General features: G+C 32.9%; 17 protein-coding genes. 8 read left to right on the top strand and 9 right to left on the bottom strand.

Annotated features, from left to right (window positions below):
- The first annotated feature begins 144 nt into the window (after positions 1 to 144).
- Positions 145 to 2,007, top strand: coding sequence for a monovalent cation:proton antiporter-2 (CPA2) family protein (locus tag GQS07_RS04930; RefSeq protein WP_158209857.1), 1,863 nt, complete (start codon positions 145 to 147; stop codon positions 2,005 to 2,007).
- Between the two features lie 113 nt (positions 2,008 to 2,120).
- On the opposite strand, the gene GQS07_RS04925 is transcribed toward GQS07_RS04930, so the two are convergent.
- Complete coding sequence (locus tag GQS07_RS04925; protein WP_158211327.1) at positions 2,121 to 4,208, bottom strand: site-specific recombinase; 2,088 nt, start codon at positions 4,206 to 4,208, stop codon at positions 2,121 to 2,123.
- A 98-nt stretch (positions 4,209 to 4,306) separates the two neighbouring features.
- On the opposite strand from GQS07_RS04925, the gene GQS07_RS04920 reads away from it, so the two are divergent.
- The gene (locus GQS07_RS04920) at positions 4,307 to 4,777 is read left to right on the top strand and encodes a CYTH domain-containing protein (RefSeq protein WP_158209856.1); all 471 of its coding nucleotides are present in this window, start codon (positions 4,307 to 4,309) and stop codon (positions 4,775 to 4,777) included.
- Here the strand turns inward: GQS07_RS04920 and GQS07_RS04915 are convergent, their stop codons facing one another.
- From GQS07_RS04915 to GQS07_RS04905, 3 genes are all read right to left on the bottom strand, one after another.
- Positions 4,778 to 5,179 (bottom strand): septal ring lytic transglycosylase RlpA family protein, encoded by a 402-nt coding sequence (locus GQS07_RS04915; protein ID WP_158209855.1) that lies wholly within the window; start codon positions 5,177 to 5,179, stop codon positions 4,778 to 4,780. It lies immediately after the preceding gene.
- Positions 5,172 to 5,654: a septal ring lytic transglycosylase RlpA family protein gene (locus tag GQS07_RS04910; RefSeq protein ID WP_158209854.1), complete on the bottom strand. Its 483-nt coding sequence runs from the start codon at positions 5,652 to 5,654 to the stop codon at positions 5,172 to 5,174. Before GQS07_RS04910 ends, GQS07_RS04915 begins: the two co-directional genes overlap by 8 nt.
- Before the next feature lie 100 nt (positions 5,655 to 5,754).
- Positions 5,755 to 6,198, bottom strand: a complete 444-nt coding sequence (locus GQS07_RS04905) for a hypothetical protein (protein WP_158209853.1) — start codon at positions 6,196 to 6,198, stop codon at positions 5,755 to 5,757.
- Between the two features lie 196 nt (positions 6,199 to 6,394).
- On the opposite strand from GQS07_RS04905, the gene GQS07_RS04900 reads away from it, so the two are divergent.
- Entirely contained in the window at positions 6,395 to 6,664 is a 270-nt protein-coding gene (locus tag GQS07_RS04900; RefSeq protein ID WP_158209852.1) for a hypothetical protein, read from the top strand.
- Position 6,665: 1 nt separating this feature from the next.
- Positions 6,666 to 7,265, top strand: a complete 600-nt coding sequence (locus tag GQS07_RS04895) for an ABC transporter ATP-binding protein (protein ID WP_158209851.1) — start codon at positions 6,666 to 6,668, stop codon at positions 7,263 to 7,265.
- A 605-nt stretch (positions 7,266 to 7,870) separates the two neighbouring features.
- Here the strand turns inward: GQS07_RS04895 and GQS07_RS04890 are convergent.
- From GQS07_RS04890 to GQS07_RS04875, 4 genes are all read right to left on the bottom strand, one after another.
- The gene (locus GQS07_RS04890) at positions 7,871 to 9,700 is read right to left on the bottom strand and encodes a M56 family metallopeptidase (RefSeq protein ID WP_158209850.1); all 1,830 of its coding nucleotides are present in this window, start codon (positions 9,698 to 9,700) and stop codon (positions 7,871 to 7,873) included.
- 27 nt (positions 9,701 to 9,727) lie between these two features.
- On the bottom strand, positions 9,728 to 10,090 hold the full coding sequence (locus tag GQS07_RS04885; RefSeq protein WP_158209849.1) for a BlaI/MecI/CopY family transcriptional regulator: 363 nt from the start codon (positions 10,088 to 10,090) through the stop codon (positions 9,728 to 9,730).
- Positions 10,091 to 10,228: 138 nt separating this feature from the next.
- The gene (locus GQS07_RS04880; RefSeq protein ID WP_158209848.1) at positions 10,229 to 10,681 is read right to left on the bottom strand and encodes a thioredoxin family protein; all 453 of its coding nucleotides are present in this window, start codon (positions 10,679 to 10,681) and stop codon (positions 10,229 to 10,231) included.
- 36 nt (positions 10,682 to 10,717) lie between these two features.
- The gene (locus tag GQS07_RS04875) at positions 10,718 to 12,970 is read right to left on the bottom strand and encodes a TonB-dependent receptor (protein WP_158209847.1); all 2,253 of its coding nucleotides are present in this window, start codon (positions 12,968 to 12,970) and stop codon (positions 10,718 to 10,720) included.
- Between the two features lie 103 nt (positions 12,971 to 13,073).
- Between GQS07_RS04875 and GQS07_RS04870 the strand changes: the two genes are divergently transcribed.
- From GQS07_RS04870 to aspS, 4 genes are all read left to right on the top strand, one after another.
- Positions 13,074 to 13,730: a metal-dependent transcriptional regulator gene (locus tag GQS07_RS04870; RefSeq protein ID WP_158209846.1), complete on the top strand. Its 657-nt coding sequence runs from the start codon at positions 13,074 to 13,076 to the stop codon at positions 13,728 to 13,730.
- A gap of 252 nt (positions 13,731 to 13,982) precedes the next feature.
- Complete coding sequence (locus tag GQS07_RS04865; RefSeq protein WP_158209845.1) at positions 13,983 to 15,047, top strand: NADH:flavin oxidoreductase/NADH oxidase; 1,065 nt, start codon at positions 13,983 to 13,985, stop codon at positions 15,045 to 15,047.
- Between the two features lie 36 nt (positions 15,048 to 15,083).
- A complete protein-coding gene (locus tag GQS07_RS04860; RefSeq protein ID WP_158209844.1) occupies positions 15,084 to 16,235 on the top strand; it encodes an MFS transporter in 1,152 nt (383 codons plus the stop codon).
- A gap of 85 nt (positions 16,236 to 16,320) precedes the next feature.
- On the top strand, positions 16,321 to 18,072 hold the full coding sequence (gene aspS, locus GQS07_RS04855; RefSeq protein ID WP_090409980.1) for an aspartate--tRNA ligase: 1,752 nt from the start codon (positions 16,321 to 16,323) through the stop codon (positions 18,070 to 18,072).
- A gap of 47 nt (positions 18,073 to 18,119) precedes the next feature.
- Here the strand turns inward: aspS and pth are convergent, their stop codons facing one another.
- A complete protein-coding gene (pth, locus tag GQS07_RS04850) occupies positions 18,120 to 18,686 on the bottom strand; it encodes an aminoacyl-tRNA hydrolase (protein ID WP_158209843.1) in 567 nt (188 codons plus the stop codon).
- Position 18,687 lies beyond the last annotated feature (1 nt).

Genomic DNA, 18,687 nt, shown 5'->3' with positions numbered 1-18,687 from the left:
TTTTATAAATTTGTATTGACTATGATCAAATTTATTGAGACTATTATAGTTTCACTTATTATAAATCAAACTTTTATAATATTCTCACTATTAATCTCCTAAGTTGGCTTAGGATAACAATTAAAAAAAAAGAAGCTATTAACAATGAATGATTTTTTAACACAGGCATTTGTCTTTTTATTTGCCGCGGTTGTATGTGTTCTAATTTCCAAGAAATTAGGAATGGGGTCCGTATTAGGATACTTATTTGCAGGAGTACTTATTGGACCATTTGCTCTTGGTTTTGTAGGACAAGATGGTGCTGATATTATGCACGCAACAGAATTTGGTGTTGTAATGATGCTATTCTTAGTTGGACTTGAATTAGACCCTAAAGAATTCTGGAAAATTAGAAATGAAATAATCGGTTTAGGAACAGCACAAGCTGCAGGAACAACAATTATTGTTGCTGCTATTGCACGTTGGGGACTGGGCTTAAGTATTGGTACTGCTATTACAATGGGTTTTGTAATTACTATGTCATCTACGGCGATTATCTTACAAACTATTTCTGAAAGAGGTTTAAACAAATCAAACGCAGGTAAATCAAGTTTTGCCGTATTACTATTCCAAGATATCATGGTAATTCCTGTAATGGCAATTATCCCATTATTAGCTGTATCTACTAAAGAACCTATTGCAACGGCTGCAGGTGGTAGCTGGCTTGATGGTGCACCTGTTTTTATGAAAACTCTTGCTATCTTAGGTGCAATCTCTACTATTTTCCTTGTCGGAAATTATATTGTCAATCCTTTATTCCGTTCTGTAGGTCGCCTACAAATTCGTGAAATATATACCGCATCTGCTTTATTGCTTGTTATTGGAGTGTCTTTATTAATGCAACAAGTAGGACTAAGCCCGGCATTAGGTGCATTTATCGCTGGTGTTGTATTAGCTAACAACCCTTATAAACACCAGTTAGAAAGTGATATCGAACCATTTAAAGCGCTCTTACTCGGTATCTTCTTTATTGCCGTTGGTTCTACAATTAACTTTGATATTATTGTTAACCAACCCCTAATCATCCTTAGTTTATTAGTTGGCTCAATGGCTATCAAAGCAATTGTCTTATTAGCAATTAGTAAATGGAAAAAATTCCCTAAAGATCAGTCTTTCCTTTTTGCTATTTTACTATCACAAGTTGGTGAATTTGCTTTCGTGATCTTAGCTTTAGGAAAAACAATTAACTTAATTAATCAACAATGGTATGATTACTTATTGGCTACTACAGCCTTGTCAATGGTAGTTACACCAATCTTATTGTTATTAAATGAGAAGTGGATTTCTCCTTATTTAGGATTAACTCCTTCTGCTACTGAACAACAAGAATACGACGACTTATCACATATTAGTGCTGAAAAGAAAATCGTTATTGCTGGTTTTGGAGACTTCGGAAATACTATCGGCCGTTTATTACAAGCAAATGATATTCCTACATTAGTATTAGACAACGACTCGGAACGTGTAAATCACCTTCGAAAATTAGGGTTTAACGTATATTATGGAGATGCAACATCTATCAATATTCTAAAATCAATTGGAGTTGACCAAGCCGATTATGTAATTGCAGCAATGGATCCACCAGAAGTGAATCAACATTTAGTTGCGGTACTGCGTAAAAACTTCCCTAATGTAGAAGTTATTGTTCGTGCTAAAAACCGTAAGAATGCTTATGAATATCTTCAAGACGGTTTAACTGAGGTTTATAGAGAAACTTTCTTTACTGCTGTTTATGTTGGAGCAACTATGTTAGAAAAAGTTGGTCTAAGCCACGAAGAAGCGAGAACGCAAAGCGAATTATTCATTAAGAGTGATAGAGCTTCTCTACGAAAATTAGCGAAGAATATTCACAACTTAGAGGATTATATCAATGTGTCAAGAATGGAATTTGCAGAACAATCAAGTATGCTTAAAGACAGCTTAAAACACAAAAGAAACCCAAGTACAGATGAATTTAGACAAGAGTAAATCTACTTCTCTGTCTCAACACATAACAACTACTTCTCTGAAGTATATACAAAAAAAGGATGCTATATAGCATCCTTTTTTTATTGATATAAGCTCATTAACAGTACAAATTATTAATGATGCCCTTCTTCTTTTTTATCTTTTGAATCGTTCTTCCCATTTAAGTTATTTGGATTCTCAACTACACCACCTGCTGTTGGTAAAAAGAACTCCATTGGAAAGTTTTTAAAGTGTCTCCAAGTAGCTTTTGTAAGCTCTTTTGTTTCTCTAAATGGAATATTACGAGAGCGGAAAGCTAAGAATAATGATAATCCAAAACTTACCATAAAGTTCATAAATCCAATTAACCACATCCCGATAAACGCCATTACTAACATATCTACTGGTGCATCAAATCCAGACCCGTAAAGTCCTAATGCGATATTACCACTGACAAAAGTAATGTGTCGAATATCAATTCCTAATCCAATAAAAGCACCTATTGTACCACACGTACCCATAAATACCCCAAACCAAATATTAGAAACCAAACCTGGCCATTTTGTATCTATCCAATTTGCTAAACTCGTTGTTCTCTTAATACCAAAGTTTCGCTTTAATACAGGGTGCTCTTGAATACGGTACAACACCTTATTGTGCTTATTCTTATTCGATACATTACCTGAGATAATTCCAGATAAGAATAAGAAAATACCTGCAATACCTGCGTGGAATAAAGCTCTTGATTTAATTGGATCTGCATCTACTAACATCTTCTCCCAATCATGAGCAGCTATATTAACATCAAAAACAGTATCTATACTCCAAATCAATAATAAAGCTACTGGGAACGCTAATATCACGTTTCCAATAAAAGCAATAAACTGAGATCTGAACAATCTTGCAAACAACTTAGCAAAGCCAATGTGCTTTTCTACGTTATCAATATGTTGTTTACGACCATCTTCAATTGCCTTAATAATTGTAGCAGCTGTCATCGCTGGTTGCTTCGTTGCTAAAGTAAATCCAAGCAAATAGATTAAACAGAAACCAACCGCATAGTTTAAACTATACAACATAGCCTCTCCAAAAGCACTCACATCAGCGTGGTGTGCAAATACTTTAAAAATACATAAGAAACCAACTACAATACCCGCACCCATTGATCCTTTAAACATATTCCAATACTCCTTACCACTATTAGTAATATAGTGCTCACCAGTCTTGGCAGTATGCTGTGTAATCTCGTAAGATATTAACTGTGTACTTTCTTTTATTAGCCCAGAAACGTTGTACTTATAGCAGTTATATTCGATTAGCTTTAAGGCTAAATTAATCGAGTTCTTTTGTTTTAGTTCAGCCGTATCCTCTTTAATTACCAATAAAGAGATCAATACGTTTACACGTGATAACTGTTGACGTAAACGAAGTAAACTTTGGTTTACCTTGATAGAGATACCATACTTCGAACTATTTTTAAATGCCTGATTAACGAACTCCTGGCATTGCTTCTGTAGGATTACAATTTGCTTATAATTAATATCACTATCATATAAGAATTTCATATCTCCATTCTGAATACTCTGCAGAATAATTGTAAACTCTTGCTCCAAAGCTCTAAAAGGGCTTTCTAAGTGAGAGTATTCTGGAACCATATTAATGATATTACTCTCCATTGCTCTACCACTCATACGTTGAGTAATAATATCAATTGAGCACAATAGCTCGTTTAACACAGAGCCTTCCTTGTTATCATTAAATAAATCAGTAAAATTCAACTCTTGAAACAACTCTAATAACTGTGTTTCCGGAATCATACTCACCCATTCAGCATCTGTATGCTTATAAAACGCTTGGTTTAGCACATACTCATACGTATCCTTCTCTGGTTGATAAGGTAACACCTTAGCCCACAACCTTTTTTTAACCTCTCTAAAAAACTCAGAATCTTGTAAAATCCCCGCATCAGAAACCATACGACTGAAATGGCGATTTGACAATAATTCTTTTAAATATTTAGATAAGGCTATTCTCTCTACCTCGTGCGTTTTTAAATATGCTAATAAAGCATCAATAGAAACACGTTTTACTTTCTTTACATTATTAGGTCTAAAAATATGCACTAAATCAACTATAAAAAGTAAATCATCTGTTGCATATACCTTCCCGTCAATAACATATTTATTAAACAATTCTTCAACCCCTTGAGGAGATTGTAACATATGTCTTAATTTCATTTGTAAAAAATTTCAGCTTTTATAATAGTTAGTGAAATAAATTCGCTTATTTTGGTATAAAAATACATTTTATTCTTATAATCATGGTAGAAATAGAAAGAAAATTTTTAGTAAACTCTCTGAATTTCATCAATGAATCTCATAATTCTAATAAGATAACCCAAGGTTACTTGAATTCTTCTGCTGAACGCACAGTTAGAATTAGGCTAAAAAATAAAGACGCATTTATTACAGTTAAAGGTAAGAGTAATTCCTCTGGTACAACACGTTTTGAATGGGAAAAAAAAATAGACTATAACGAAGCCTCTCAATTGCTTGAGTTATGTGAGGATTTTGTGATTTCTAAAACTCGATACCTTGTCAAAAAAGGGCTGCACGAATTTGAAATCGACGTTTTTCATGGTGAAAATGAAGGGTTAATTATAGCAGAAATAGAGCTTAAAGATGAAAATGAAGCTTTTGCTAAACCCGATTGGTTAGGGGAAGAGGTTACTGGTCAAATTGAGTACTACAACTCTTACATTGCCAAAAACCCTTATAAATTGTGGAAATAATTATTTAACCACTTTAATATCAACTTTTAATAATCCAGCTTTTTTGCTATCTGAGATTTTCATAAAAGCTTTTTTGGATAAATCAATTTCACGCCCTTTGACAAAAGGGCCTCTGTCATTGATTTTAACTTTAACAGATTTATTATTTTTTCTGTTTGTAACTTTGACAACAGTATTAAAAGGTAAAGTCTTATGTGCGGCTGTCATCCTCGAATTGTGGAATTTTTCCCCACTTGCGGTACGCTTTCCATTAAACTTTTTGTGGTAATAACTTGCAACAACATCTGTTTTATATTCCTTTTTCCCCCTATTTGAAGATCCTTTTGTAGTTGAACAACTTGTCCAAAAAGACACAAAAAGCAGTAGGAATAAACAACTTATTACTCTTTTAATCTTACTCATTTTCTGCTACAATCTTTTCAATCTTCACATCAAGTACTCCTCTTGCATGATTATCTGTCAAATCGTGAAAAGCTTTCTTAGAAATATCGATTCCTCTTCCTTTTACAAAAGGTCCTCTATCAGTAATTGTCAAAATAACAAAGCGTTTGTTTTTTAGGTTAGTTACCTTAACCTTAGTACCAAACGGCAGTGTTTTGTGGGCTGCAGTGTATTTGCTATTATCAAATACTTGTCCGCTTGCCGTTTTTCTACCCGTAAATTTATCGTGGTAATATGATGCTTGAGTATCGTCAGAAACCAACTCAACTTCTTCTTCACTATCAACTATAGAATCGTTAATATTAGGTAAACTATCGGCTAACACAACTGGTGTTCCTTCTGCCTTTACAGTTCCCTTAATTACATTAGTTGTTCCTCCAAAACTTGAAAGGAGTACAATTACTAATACTGATAATATATATTGATATGTTTTCATGATATTTCTATTATAGCTGATATTATTTTGCAAGAAGCATACCACAAAAAAAAGGAGTCCATTGTGGACTCCTTTTTTATATCATTTAATTTTATTCGAATTATGCGAAAATACTTGGCAACCAAGCACTCCATGGAATTCTCGATAAGATCAAGATTAATCCTAATGCATAGAAAATAGCAAACTTCTTAAATTTAGCATTGCTATCTGTCGCTTTCTTGTGTTTTGACCATCCGATTGTAATCAAGACAATTGCAATAATGTTAATTAATGGGTGCTCTAAAGCATATAATCTTAACGTTGAATCTTTCATAGCTACACCAAAACCTTGTACCATTGGCGAAACGAAATATAAAATCAACCCTAAAAGTAATTGAATATGTGTGAAGATTAACCCGAATAAACCTAATTTACGGTCTTTCTCTGTAAACTCTTTTTTCCCTGCTAATCCAGCAAAAGCATTGATAACTACGATCAACAAGAAGATTAACGCTAAATATGCTACTCCTGAGTGTGCTTGCTTAATAATTGTACTGAAATCCATATTGATGTTATTAGTTTAAAGGCAAATATACTTAAAACTCTTAAATAGACGCTCCTAAAGAATATTTTTACAACTAATTCAGAGGATGCTTATTTAAACATTTAGCAGTGGAAATAATTTACTATCTTCATAATCTTATATTTCATTACTAAATTGCTTCAGCAATCAAACTTTTTTGTAACTACTTATAATAATAATGAAAAAACTTTACTTACTATTAAGACAATATGCACTTCCTATTATAGCTATAAGTATCATCTTAAGTTTTACAATGGATATTAGTCTAACTGCTTTTGTCCCCTTGATTGCAATAGGTATGTACCTTGTGTATTTCTTTAGTTTTAAAAAAGAAGAGCTCTTCTTTTGGAGAAACAATAAGGTAAACTTCTTCTTTGTAGTTTTTTTGCTTTACGGTTTAGCATTGCTAATTATTGGAATAATTCGTTTTTTAATCAACATACTATAATATGAGCCACCAATTTCAATTGGATAGTTTAATCCATCAAATAGACAATCGCACAATATTGCACGGTGTATGTTTATCGGCAAAAACAACTGATATTATTGGAATTGTTGGAAGCAATGGTACCGGAAAATCTACTTTACTCAATATTTTATTTGGGGCAATTAAAGCAACTCAAATATTTATTCGAGTTGATAATCAAGTTATTTTAAACAGGCATAAACTAAATAAGTATTTTTCTTACAAACCGCAATTTCTCATGTTTCCTCCTAACTTAAAGGTGAAGGACTTATTTACTTTGGAACAACTAACAGATACGCCTTTCTTAAATCACTTAGATTTGAAGATCAAAGAATTATCTACAGGGGAACAACAATTCTTACAGACACTATATGTGCTCAACCTACCACAACCATTTTGTTTGTTAGACGAACCTTTTGCTGCTATTTCGCCCATTATGCAAGAACAACTAATGGCTATCATACAAGATAAATCAAAAGACAAGTGCATTATCTTAGTAGATCATTATCACGATTTATTAACAAAAGTTTGTACAAAACAATTTCAATTAACACAAGGAAGCTTAATTCAAATCACACATTAAGGCCAATAACCTCGTATGGTAAACCCTGCATTTAAATTAAAACATTTAATTCCAATTCGCGTATTTTATACTTTAAGTGAACATCCAATCCCTTTTGATTACTTGTATAAATTATAGCAGACTTACATAAATAAGTCCACCCCCTTATACCTTTATCAGAATAGAATATAATTTAGAATGACCAAATAACGGCTCTAATAAACAAAAAGCACAGACCATTTTACAATAGTTAGATTATTAATAAAGGGGCACAGTGCTAATTAAGTTTAGCTTGTAGCCCAACACATTATCTATTATTTAAAAACTGCTACTTCTTCCAATAATAAAGAGAATTTCAAGGTTTTCTTTATACTTTTTTATGGTTTAATTCTGAGTGCTCCCATAGTGCTTCCATAATGCTCCCATAATGCTCTCGTAATGCTTACATAAGAATTATGTAAAACGCATGGTTGCATTAAGGTATGATTTACATAGCATTATACGAGCATTTACAGCCAACTCTACATGAAAAACAGACAAAAGAAGTAAGACATACCCAAAAATATGGCATAAAAAAAGTGCTTTTGGAAAACCAAAAACACTTGCTAACTAATTTAATCTGATATCTATTTTTTTAAGACAATCTCAATAACTCCTTTTGCGCCCAAGTCACCGTATTTACCAATAGCTTTTTCACCTTTTAACACTGACACAGACTCAATTCTATCACTATTAATTTCATTCATTTCCTCTTTGTTAATTTTCACACCATCAACAAGTATAATTCCATCAAAATCACTTTTTGACTGCTTTGAAGCAACAACAGTAAACTTAGATAGTTCTCCATCTTTTTTCATTTCACTTAAAGATTTAATCGTTGAAACCTCGAGAACTTTCTTATCCGACGGTGTTCCAAACTTAGCAGTTGCATCTTCTTTTTTATAAAAACTAATTGCTTTTATGTCAGTTGGATTAAGATTTAAAGCATAAAACTCTTCTTTTGTATATGTTTTACCTTCGTGAAAAAATATTGTATTATCAAGTTCTTGCTCTTGTAATTTTCTTTTCTTGCCTTTAACGTTCTTTAATCGATCTTCATTTTCAGCTCGCCTTTTTGCACTTTCTTTTTCAAGTCTTTCATTTCGAGCTTTTATTTCAACAGAAACTTCTTTTTTTCTCTGCTCAATTTGAGCTCTTCTCTCCTCTACTAATGCGCTTAATTTTTCGTTTTCTTTTGCTTGCCTTTCATTAATTTCTTCTCTTTTATTCGCAATCTCTCTTTTTCTCTCTTCTATTATTTTTTTATTATCGGCAATTATCCCTTTCTTCATTTCTGCAAGTTCAGCATGACGAACTTCTAAATCACGATGAATTCTTTCTGCCTCATCTTTAATTTGGTCTGCCTTTAACTTTATAGTTTCTACTTCTTCAATAGTACCATTTTTTTCTTCTTGCTTAGACTGTAATTGTCCTTCTGCAATAGTCACTGGTTTAGTCGTATTATATGTATTCTCTTCTACTTCAAAAGGATTTAATAATTCCTCACTTACTGATTCTTCAAAAGAAGCTTTTGCTAATTCTTTTGCTTTTACACTAACTTGGAAAAAGAAAAAGAAACCTGCTATAACAGGTGTAATCATAATAAATTTTAATTTTTTCATAATGGTTGATTTTTGTGTGTTTAGCATTAATACACGTTTCCTTAAATCAGAAGTTGAAAAAGAGTTAACCATTGGTATGTGGTTACTTTTGTCAAGCTCAAACTGAACTAAGGTCATTTGATAGTCATAAATATCAACTCGCTTACTCACTTCTTGATCTACGATGTATTCTAAATTTAGGTTTATAGCTTTTTGTAGTAATATTAAAATTGGATTGAACCAAAAAAATGTTTTAACTAATTCAATTAATAAAATATCTATACTATGCTTTTGCTTCACGTGAATATATTCATGCTCTAACACAACATCCAAGCGATCTATTGTTCCATAATTACTTGGTAATACCACCCATTTCCAGAAAGAATAAGCCTCATTCGTTTTATAATCTACTAAAACATTGTTACCTAAGGAACTACGATTCAACTTCCGAATATGAGAGCACAACCTATAACTTTTAGTTATGAACCAAGATAAAAAAACAGCGGTAATTACAAGATAAACTGTAAACAATTGTTTTTCAACTGCAAATTGACTCCAAAAACTGATTGGCTCTGTAATTATCGCTTCATTTTCTATAAAATCTGTAAGATTAGATAAGTTTACTGTTTGTTGTTCTACATAAACTGTTTTTGTAACAGTTATAAGAGGTAATAAAAAACTGCTAATAATTCCGATCAAAAAATACTGTCTATTACTTTTTACAAAAGTTTCCTTTCTTAAAAAGGCAATGTAAAACAGGTACACAATCGACAAAAGCATATTTACCTTTAATATATATAATAAAGTAGGTGTCATAAGCGATGTTTTTTGGGTTGAGATAAATTATTTTTTGTTTTTTTCGATGATAGTCATAATCTCATCTAATTCTTCTTTACTTAGCTTTTTGTCTTTAACAAAGAAATTGACAAGGTTACTAAATGAATTGTCAAAATACTTCTCCATTGTCTCTTCCATAAACATCTTGCGATAATCTTCCATTTTTACAATTGGATAATATTCATGCGACTTCCCATAAGCCTTAAAGCCAACCACACCTTTATCAACTAATATTCTAATAAATGTTGACATTGTATTATAATGTGGTTTAGGTTCTGGTACATGTTCTAAAATATCATTCACAAATCCTTTTTCAATCTTCCAAAGGATTCTCATTATCTCTTCTTCTTTATTTGTTAGCTTTTCCATACTTGTAATTTTATAATTCAAACATATAACTAATAATTTAGTTTTCAAACTATTTTTTTAGTTATACACCAAAAAAACAAAAAAAAGCCCTGTAAAATTTATGATTACAAGGCTTTTCGGAGTATAGTAACAGAAAAATTAGTTCGCTAAATTCAGAATACTTAACAACTGCTTTGGTTTTAAGTATGAAAAATATTGATATATAATCTCTAAATTTGAATTGAGGATAACCAATCCGGGAAAGCTATTTTGTTTTCCCAAGGCTAAAGCTAGTTCGTGTTCACCCGATTTTAATCCTCTCTTTTTAAACTTAAATAGGTGATCTTTGAACTTTATATCTTCTTTTGTTTCAGCATTAAAAGATATATAATAGAAATCCTTATTTAATTCTTTAACAACTTCACTGTCTTTAAATGTTTTCTTTTCCATTAAAGCACAGTAACTACACCAATCTGTATGTAAAAACACAACAACAGGTTTTGGATTTTCTTCCATCAGTGTTTCTAAATCAGAAAAAGTAATTTCCTTGGGTTGTGCTATACAGACAAACCCAAGAAAAAAACCTAACATAGAAAAAAAGAAATTTCTCATTTTATATTTTATATTGTTAACTGACGTTTCAACTTTTTAAAAAATATTGTAACGTACACCAATAAATCCACGAATACCTTGTAATGGTGTGTAACTATAATCATTTGGTTCAAAAATAACATCTGTGCGACCAGGAGGAGGTGTTACACCATTTCCAGGTTCTCCAAATGGATCCCACCAACGAGCAATAGTATCTTCTTTAGGAAGGGTATTAAATAAGTTTTTCACTCCTCCATAAATCTCAAGTCCATTAGTAAATTTCTTAGTTACTTGTATATTAGCTAACATAGTCCAAGGAGAATATTCTGGTCTATAATCATCTTCTACTCTTGGCAAACGCATCGGACCTTTCCAATCTCCAGTTAAATCTGCACTAAATCCACTTCCAAAATTATAACTTGCAATAATATTTCCTGACCATTTAGGTGCGTGGTAAAGTTGGTTGTGTTCTCCATCTTCTTTTCTAAACACATCCATATAAGTAGCACCCGCCATCAACTTCAATGGAAAGTCAAATGTTACATCAACATTTAACGATACCCCTTGTGATATCGCATGTCCATCTAAGTTTCCATAGATAATTTTAGTTTGATCTGTATCCGTATCTGCATCAATTTTATTTGTAAAATAGGTATAGAAACCATTGATATCAAAATTAAATACCCCAAAATCAGTTGGCAATTTAACTGTATAGTTTAAATTGGCATTGTATGATTTTTCTGGGTCTAACTTTTCTGCAAACACAACTTCTCTTGCCCCTGTTAAGGCTCTATGATCTTCTGTAAACACATTTACAACGCGGAAACCTGTTCCAAAACTTGCACGTAATGTGTGGTTTGAATTTGGTGTAAACTTATATCCAATACGTGGTGAATGAATCCCATAGTGATCTTTGTCATAATCAAAACGATATCCTAATAACAACTTATTTTGTTTATTTAAAGTCCATTCGTCTTGAATAAATACTCCTGGAATTGGTCTGTTATCTGGTTCATTTTTCACTAAACCATTTTCGTCATAAATTCCCGTAGCACGAGTATTGTCATCGTAATAAGTGTATTTAAAAGATGCTCCTAATAACAAACTATGGTTTCCGATATTCTTATCCCAATAAGCTTGCGCAAAAGCTACTTGTTGTTTTGCATCATAAGATTCTGGACCATACATAGAGTTTTGTTGATGATAGATATACGAGAATTGAGTATAAATATTCTCAGTTGTTGGCAATTGATACATTCCGATTGCCTCAAAACGATTAGTGAAAATACTTTCAGCATAAACCTCTTCTCCTCCTCTATGCTTTTTACGTTGCCAATTAGTTTCTCCTCCCCAACGGTCTTCATATACATAACGCAACGCTAAACTTGCAACTTTGTCATCTGGCCTTTTTAAAGAAAACTTATTAAACAACGATACACGATCTTGTAAGGTAACATCCGTAAATCCATCATTATTTTTATCTTTTCGCTCTCCGTATTTGAAATAATTTCCACCAAATAACCCATTTACCTTTTTTCCTACTTTATAACTTGCACCTAAGTCTAAATTGTTTTCTAACCAAGTAGATGTAAATGCATTAACACTTAATTTTGCAGCGTGCTCTGGATCCTTTGTGATAACATTTATAATACCACCCATTGCTTCTGTACCATACAAAGAAGATGCTGGCCCTTTTACCACCTCTACTCTTTCAATTAAATTAGTAGGAATACCAAATAACCCGTAAACTGTTGAAAGGGATGATACAATTGGCATTCCGTCAATTAAAATCATCGTATAGGCTCCTTCCATACCATTAATATGAATATCTCCTGTGTTACAAACATTACAATTTAGTTGTGGTTGAACCCCATTAATCATTTGTACCGCATCAAATAAGCTTGATGTTGGATTCTTTTCAAAAAAAGCTGGTGTATAAATTTCAACTGGAACGACTGCTTCAGATTTTAAAACTGGCTTTAATGTTCCAGAAATCACAATTTCATCTAAGTTTGAATCTTCTTCTAAAGAGAAATTGACAGTGACTACTTCGCCTTCTTTAACAGAAACTTTTTTTGTTGATTTCTTAAATCCAACAAACTCAGCTTTTACTGTGTAAGTACCCTCTTTAAGCTTTTCAAAAATATATTCTCCCTTTTCTCCAGAGTTTTCACCCTTATTTGTTCCTTCTAATACGACGGTAGCAAAAGACAGAGGCCTTCCTCCCGAAGATACTTTCCCTTTTATTGTTTGTGCTTGAGTGGGTAATACACAAACAAGGGCTAACAAAAAACTATTTATTATACGCATAAAAATATATTTATATAAACCTATTATTAAAATTTAGACAAAGCTAAAAATATATTTGTAATTAAAAAAAATGTAACTTTGTATTTATTAAAAAAATAATTCAATGCTTACCTATTCAGAAGAGAACTATCTAAAAACCATATTTCACCTGTCTTTAGGACAGAATCAGGGTATTTCAACGAATGCAATTGCTGCAAGAATTGAGACTAAAGCCTCGTCTGTAACTGATATGATTAAAAAACTTAATGAGAAAAAACTGATTAAGTATCAAAAGTATCAAGGAGTAACGCTTACACCTGAGGGGTTAATGGCTGCAAAAATGATTGTGAGAAAGCATCGTTTATGGGAAGTGTTTTTAGTTGAAAAATTAGCTTTTAGCTGGGATGAAGTACACGATGTAGCTGAAGAGTTAGAACACATCAAGTCAGAAAAGCTAATTAATAAACTGGATGCTTACTTGGGTTATCCAACAGAAGATCCACACGGAGACCCAATTCCGAATGCAAAAGGTGAGATTAAGCAAATTGAAAAACAACTTCTTTCTGACGTTAAACCAAATATCAAAGTCGTTTGTGTTGGCGTAAAAGATTCTTCTTCAGAATTTTTACAATATTTAGATAAACAAAAAATTTCATTGGGAAGTGAAATTGAAATTATAGAGATTGAACCATTTGACCAATCTTATGTGATTAAAATTAATAATCACGATATTACGATTACCAAGAAAATTGCAAGTAATTTATACGTGACATCAAAATAATAAAAGAAGGGCTTATAACATTGTTTAAAGCCCTTCTTCTTTTTTATAATTTTTCTAACTACTGTTGTATAACTCTGAATTGAGGGCTAAAGTTTGTAGTTAAACATTCTCTTTTCTGTGTTCACTCTCAAAAAAGGTATCTAAATCATTAATTATTATCCTGTTAATGATTTTATTTTTCACAAAAAAGACAAAAGACCTTCTATTCCAATTTGCATTTAATAATTTTGCACCTCCAAAAAACATAATAAGATGAAAAAGCTATTTACCCCTTTAATACTGAAAAATCACACTTTAAAAAATAGAGTTGTGGTTTCGCCTATGTGTCAATACTCTGCTGAAAATGGTTATGCTACAGATTGGCATTTGGTACACCTTGGACAATATGCCATCGGACAAGTTGCTGCAATTATTCAAGAGGCAACTGCTGTAGTTCCCGAAGGTAGAATTACCTATGCTGATTTAGGAATTTGGGATGATACACATATTGAAAAGTTGAAACAGATTACCTCTTTTATCAAACAACAAAATTGTGTACCTGGAATTCAGTTAGGGCACGCAGGAAGAAAAGCAAGTTGTGAAAAACCTTGGATTAACAGAAACCAGATTGCTCCTTCTCAAATAAATGGTTGGCAAACGGTATCAAGTAGTGATGTTCCTTTTAATTTAGAAGATGTTCAACCAAAAGCCTTGTCAAAAGAAGAAATTGCAAATACAATCGAAGCTTTTAAACAAGCAACACGCAGAGCAATTGAAGCAGGTTATGAAATCATTGAACTTCATGGAGCACATGGGTACTTAATTCATCAATTCTTCTCTCCGTTAATAAACAAAAGAACGGATGAGTATGGTGGTAGTTTTGAAAATAGAATTCGTTTTGCCACAGAACTTGTTGCTGCAATTAAACCAGAAATAACAACACAATCGTTGTGGATTAGAATATCTGCTACAGATTGGGCTGAAGGAGGATGGAATGTTGAAGAAAGTGTGAAGTTGGCAAAAATTCTAAAAGAAATGGGGGTTGAAGTAATTGATGTTAGTTCAGGTGGAGCTGTACGTCATCAAAACATAACTTCTGGACCAAACTATCAAGTGCCTTTTGCTGAAATAATTAAAAAACAATCAAACCTTATTACAGGAACGGTTGGTTTAATAAAAACAGGAATACAAGCTGAAGATATCCTTCAAGAAGAAAAAGCTGATTTTATTCTATTAGGACGCGAATTTTTAAGAGATCCACACTTTGTAATGAATGCTGCTGTAGAACTAAATGAAGATATTGCTTGGGCTCCTCAATATGAACGTGGAAAAGAATAATTAAAATAACAAATATTTAAAACTCAAATAACAAAAATGAACAAAAGTTTAATTGCCTTAGCAATCGGAGGTCTTGCGATTGGAATGACTGAATTTTCAATGATGGGGCTTCTGTCAAATTTAGCGGATGACTTAGCGATTAGTATTCCTAAAGCGGGGAATTTTATTTCCATATACGCAATTGGTGTTGTCGTTGGTGCTCCTTTATTGGTAATGTCTTCAAATAAATATGCTCCTCATAAAGTGCTTATGGCATTAATGTTAATGTTCTCATTATTCCATACATTGTTTGTCTTATCTCCAGGCTATACAACTTTATTGATTACAAGATTTATGTCTGGACTACCACACGGAGCATTCTTTGGAGTGGGGTCTGTAGTAGCTACACGTCTTGCTAAACCAGGTAAAGAGGCACAAGCTGTAGCCATTATGTTTGCAGGACTAACCACGGCAAATTTAGCCGGAGTACCTATCACAACGTACATTGGACAAGTGTATTCTTGGCGAGTTTCTTATGGTATTATTGCAACATTAGGAATTATATCTACTATAGCTATTTCCTTGTGGGTACCAAAGTTAGAAGCCGATACAACTACCAATACAAAAAAGCAATTAGCTTTCTTTAAAACACCTATTGCCTGGGTTTTAGTAGCCTTAATTTCAATAGGAACAGGTGGTCTTTTTGCATGGATTAGTTATATCAAACCAATGATGATGAATATTCCGATGATACCGGAATCAAATATTCCTTTCATTATGACGCTTGTAGGTCTTGGAATGTTTTTAGGAAACTTTGTTGGTGGAAAAATTGCAGATACTTTTTCTCCTTCAAAAGCAGTCATTTTCTCATTCTTATCAATGGCAATTTGTTTAATAGTAGTATATTATACTGTTCATATCCAATGGATGGCTTATGTGATGTCTTTGGTTACAGGATTAGTAGCATTTACAATTGGTTCTCCTTTACAAATGATGTTAATCAAAAGTGCTAAAGGCTCAGAAATGCTTGCTGCATCAGCAGGTCAAGCATCGTTTAATATCGGAAATGCATTAGGTGCTTCTTTAGGAGGATTGCCAATTAGCTATGGATTAGGATATAATTCTCCAGAATGGGTAGGAGCAGGATTAGCTTGTTGTGGAGCAGTTTTAGCTTACACTTTTGTTCAAATGCAAAAGAAAGTAGCGTAAACAACCACAAATCTTCAATATAATATTGTTGGTTTTCACACTTCATTCGCAATAAGTTTATAAATTTGTAGAAATATTTTTAACAATGTATAGAACGCATAATTGCGGAGCCTTAAGAGCTTCGGATATAAATACAGAAGTTACCTTATCAGGATGGGTAAGCAAGCATCGCGACAAAGGTTTTATGATTTGGGTTGACTTACGTGACCGTTACGGTATCACACAGTTAATTTTTGATGCTGACAGAACTGAAAAAGCAGTTTTTGAAGCAGCTAAAAATCTTGGCCGTGAGTTTGTTGTTCAAGTAACAGGAAAAGTTATTGAACGAGCTTCTAAAAACCCAAATATTCCAACAGGAGATATTGAAATTTTAGTAGAGTCGTTAACAGTACTTAATGAATCAAGTGTTCCTCCTTTCACAATTGAAGATGAAACTGATGGTGGGGAAGATATTCGTATGAAATACCGTTACTTGGATATTCGTAGAAATCCAGTTAAAAACAATTTACTTTTCAGACATAAAGTAGCGCAAGAAGTTAGAAATTATCTTTCAGCTCAAGATTTTTGTGAGGTAGAAACTCCTTACTTAATTAGCTCTACTCCAGAAGGAGCACGTGATTTCGTGGTACCTTCTCGTATGAATCCAGGTGAGTTTTATGCATTACCTCAGTCTCCACAAACTTTCAAACAATTGTTGATGGTAGGTGGTATGGATAGATATTTCCAAATTGTGAAATGTTTCCGTGATGAGGATTTACGTGCTGATAGACAACCTGAGTTTACACAAATTGACTGTGAAATGGCTTTTGTTGAACAAGAAGATGTAATGGATACTTTTGAAGGTTTAACTAAACACTTATTGAAGTCTGTTCACGGTATTGAAGTAGATAAATTCCCTCGTATGACTTTCGAAGAAGCAATGCGTAAGTATGGTAATGATAAACCAGACATTCGTTTTGGAATGGAATTCGGAGAGTTAAACGAAGTGGCACAACATAAAGATTTCGGTGTGTTTAATAGCGCTGAATTAGTAGTTGGTATTGCTGTTCCAGGAGCTGCAACGTATACACGTAAAGAAATTGATGCACTTATCGAATGGGTAAAACGCCCTCAAGTTGGTGCTTCAGGAATGGTTTACTGTAAATGTGAAGCTAATGGTACTTTCAAATCTTCTGTAGATAAATTCTATGACCAAGAAGACTTGAAAAAATGGGCTGAAGCAACAGGAGCTAAAGAAGGTGACTTAATTTTAGTACTTTCTGGACCTGCAAACAAAACAAGAGCACAATTAAGTGCTTTACGTATGGAGTTAGGTAACCGTATGGGATTGAGAAAACCGAATGAGTTTGCTCCATTATGGGTTATTGACTTCCCTCTTTTTGAGTGGGATGAAGAATCTGAACGTTACTTTGCTATGCACCACCCGTTCACTTCTCCTAAAAAAGAAGATTTTGCATTGTTAGATACTGACCCAGGAAAAGTACGTGCAAATGCTTATGATATGGTTCTTAATGGTAACGAAATCGGAGGAGGTTCTATCCGTATTCACGATAAAGCTACTCAAGAAATGATGTTTAAACATTTAGGATTTACTAAAGAAGAAGCTGAGAAACAATTTGGTTTCTTAATGAATGCTTTCCAATACGGAGCACCACCACACGGAGGTCTTGCTTTTGGATTAGACCGTTTAGTTTCTATCTTAGGTGGACAAGAAACAATTCGTGATTTCATCGCATTCCCTAAAAACAATTCAGGACGTGATGTTATGATTGATGCACCAGCAACAATTACACCAGAACAATTAAAAGAACTTCACATTTCTGTGAATCAAGAATAACAAAAAAGGGAGCTTATAGCTCCCTTTTTTATTTCATTTTATATGCTTTACTTACCATTGTAAGTATTCATTGAATTATTTAACCCTGCCAAAGCAAACTCTTGAATTGCTTTTGAGGCAGTTTTTAGCCTTTCTGGGAGCACTTCTTTTTCCTCATCACTCCAAGTACCTAAAACGTAATCTACTTGCTGTCCTTTCTTAAATTCGTCACTAATACCGAATCTAAAACGTGGATAGTTACTCGAATTTAAAACACCTTGGATACTTTTTAATCCGTTATGTCCTCCATCTGATCCTTTAGCTTTAATACGGATTGTACCAAAACTAAGATTCAAATCATCTGTTACAACCATAACATTTTCTACAGGTATTTTTTCTTTCTCCATCCAATACTGCAAAGCCTTACCGCTTAAATTCATATAAGTATTTGGCTTTAATAACAATAGTGTTCTTCCTTTTATTTTGACTTCTGCAAGAGAACCAAGCTTTACTGTCTGCCAATCACCACCTAACTCATTAGCAATCTCATCAACAACTTTAAAACCTATATTATGACGCGTATGAATATACTCCACTCCAATATTTCCTAATCCTACAATTAAAAACTTTTTCATT

This window comes from Myroides phaeus (assembly GCF_009799805.1).
Lineage (GTDB): Bacteria > Bacteroidota > Bacteroidia > Flavobacteriales > Flavobacteriaceae > Flavobacterium > Flavobacterium phaeum_A.
The sequence above is the reverse complement of the archived record's forward strand: the minus strand, read 5'-3'. Positions and strand labels throughout refer to the sequence as shown.

What these genes read in the sequence shown, in the direction of transcription:
- GQS07_RS04930 (WP_158209857.1), top strand. Translation starts at nt 145, where the DNA reads ATGAATGATTTTTTAACACAGGCATTTGTCTTTTTATTTGCCGCGGTT.
- GQS07_RS04925 (WP_158211327.1), bottom strand. Translation starts at nt 4,208, where the DNA reads ATGTTACAATCTCCTCAAGGGGTTGAAGAATTGTTTAATAAATATGTT.
- GQS07_RS04920 (WP_158209856.1), top strand. Translation starts at nt 4,307, where the DNA reads ATGGTAGAAATAGAAAGAAAATTTTTAGTAAACTCTCTGAATTTCATC.
- GQS07_RS04915 (WP_158209855.1), bottom strand. Translation starts at nt 5,179, where the DNA reads ATGAGTAAGATTAAAAGAGTAATAAGTTGTTTATTCCTACTGCTTTTT.
- GQS07_RS04910 (WP_158209854.1), bottom strand. Translation starts at nt 5,654, where the DNA reads ATGAAAACATATCAATATATATTATCAGTATTAGTAATTGTACTCCTT.
- GQS07_RS04905 (WP_158209853.1), bottom strand. Translation starts at nt 6,198, where the DNA reads ATGGATTTCAGTACAATTATTAAGCAAGCACACTCAGGAGTAGCATAT.
- GQS07_RS04900 (WP_158209852.1), top strand. Translation starts at nt 6,395, where the DNA reads ATGAAAAAACTTTACTTACTATTAAGACAATATGCACTTCCTATTATA.
- GQS07_RS04895 (WP_158209851.1), top strand. Translation starts at nt 6,666, where the DNA reads ATGAGCCACCAATTTCAATTGGATAGTTTAATCCATCAAATAGACAAT.
- GQS07_RS04890 (WP_158209850.1), bottom strand. Translation starts at nt 9,700, where the DNA reads ATGACACCTACTTTATTATATATATTAAAGGTAAATATGCTTTTGTCG.
- GQS07_RS04885 (WP_158209849.1), bottom strand. Translation starts at nt 10,090, where the DNA reads ATGGAAAAGCTAACAAATAAAGAAGAAGAGATAATGAGAATCCTTTGG.
- GQS07_RS04880 (WP_158209848.1), bottom strand. Translation starts at nt 10,681, where the DNA reads ATGAGAAATTTCTTTTTTTCTATGTTAGGTTTTTTTCTTGGGTTTGTC.
- GQS07_RS04875 (WP_158209847.1), bottom strand. Translation starts at nt 12,970, where the DNA reads ATGCGTATAATAAATAGTTTTTTGTTAGCCCTTGTTTGTGTATTACCC.
- GQS07_RS04870 (WP_158209846.1), top strand. Translation starts at nt 13,074, where the DNA reads ATGCTTACCTATTCAGAAGAGAACTATCTAAAAACCATATTTCACCTG.
- GQS07_RS04865 (WP_158209845.1), top strand. Translation starts at nt 13,983, where the DNA reads ATGAAAAAGCTATTTACCCCTTTAATACTGAAAAATCACACTTTAAAA.
- GQS07_RS04860 (WP_158209844.1), top strand. Translation starts at nt 15,084, where the DNA reads ATGAACAAAAGTTTAATTGCCTTAGCAATCGGAGGTCTTGCGATTGGA.
- aspS (WP_090409980.1), top strand. Translation starts at nt 16,321, where the DNA reads ATGTATAGAACGCATAATTGCGGAGCCTTAAGAGCTTCGGATATAAAT.
- pth (WP_158209843.1), bottom strand. Translation starts at nt 18,686, where the DNA reads ATGAAAAAGTTTTTAATTGTAGGATTAGGAAATATTGGAGTGGAGTAT.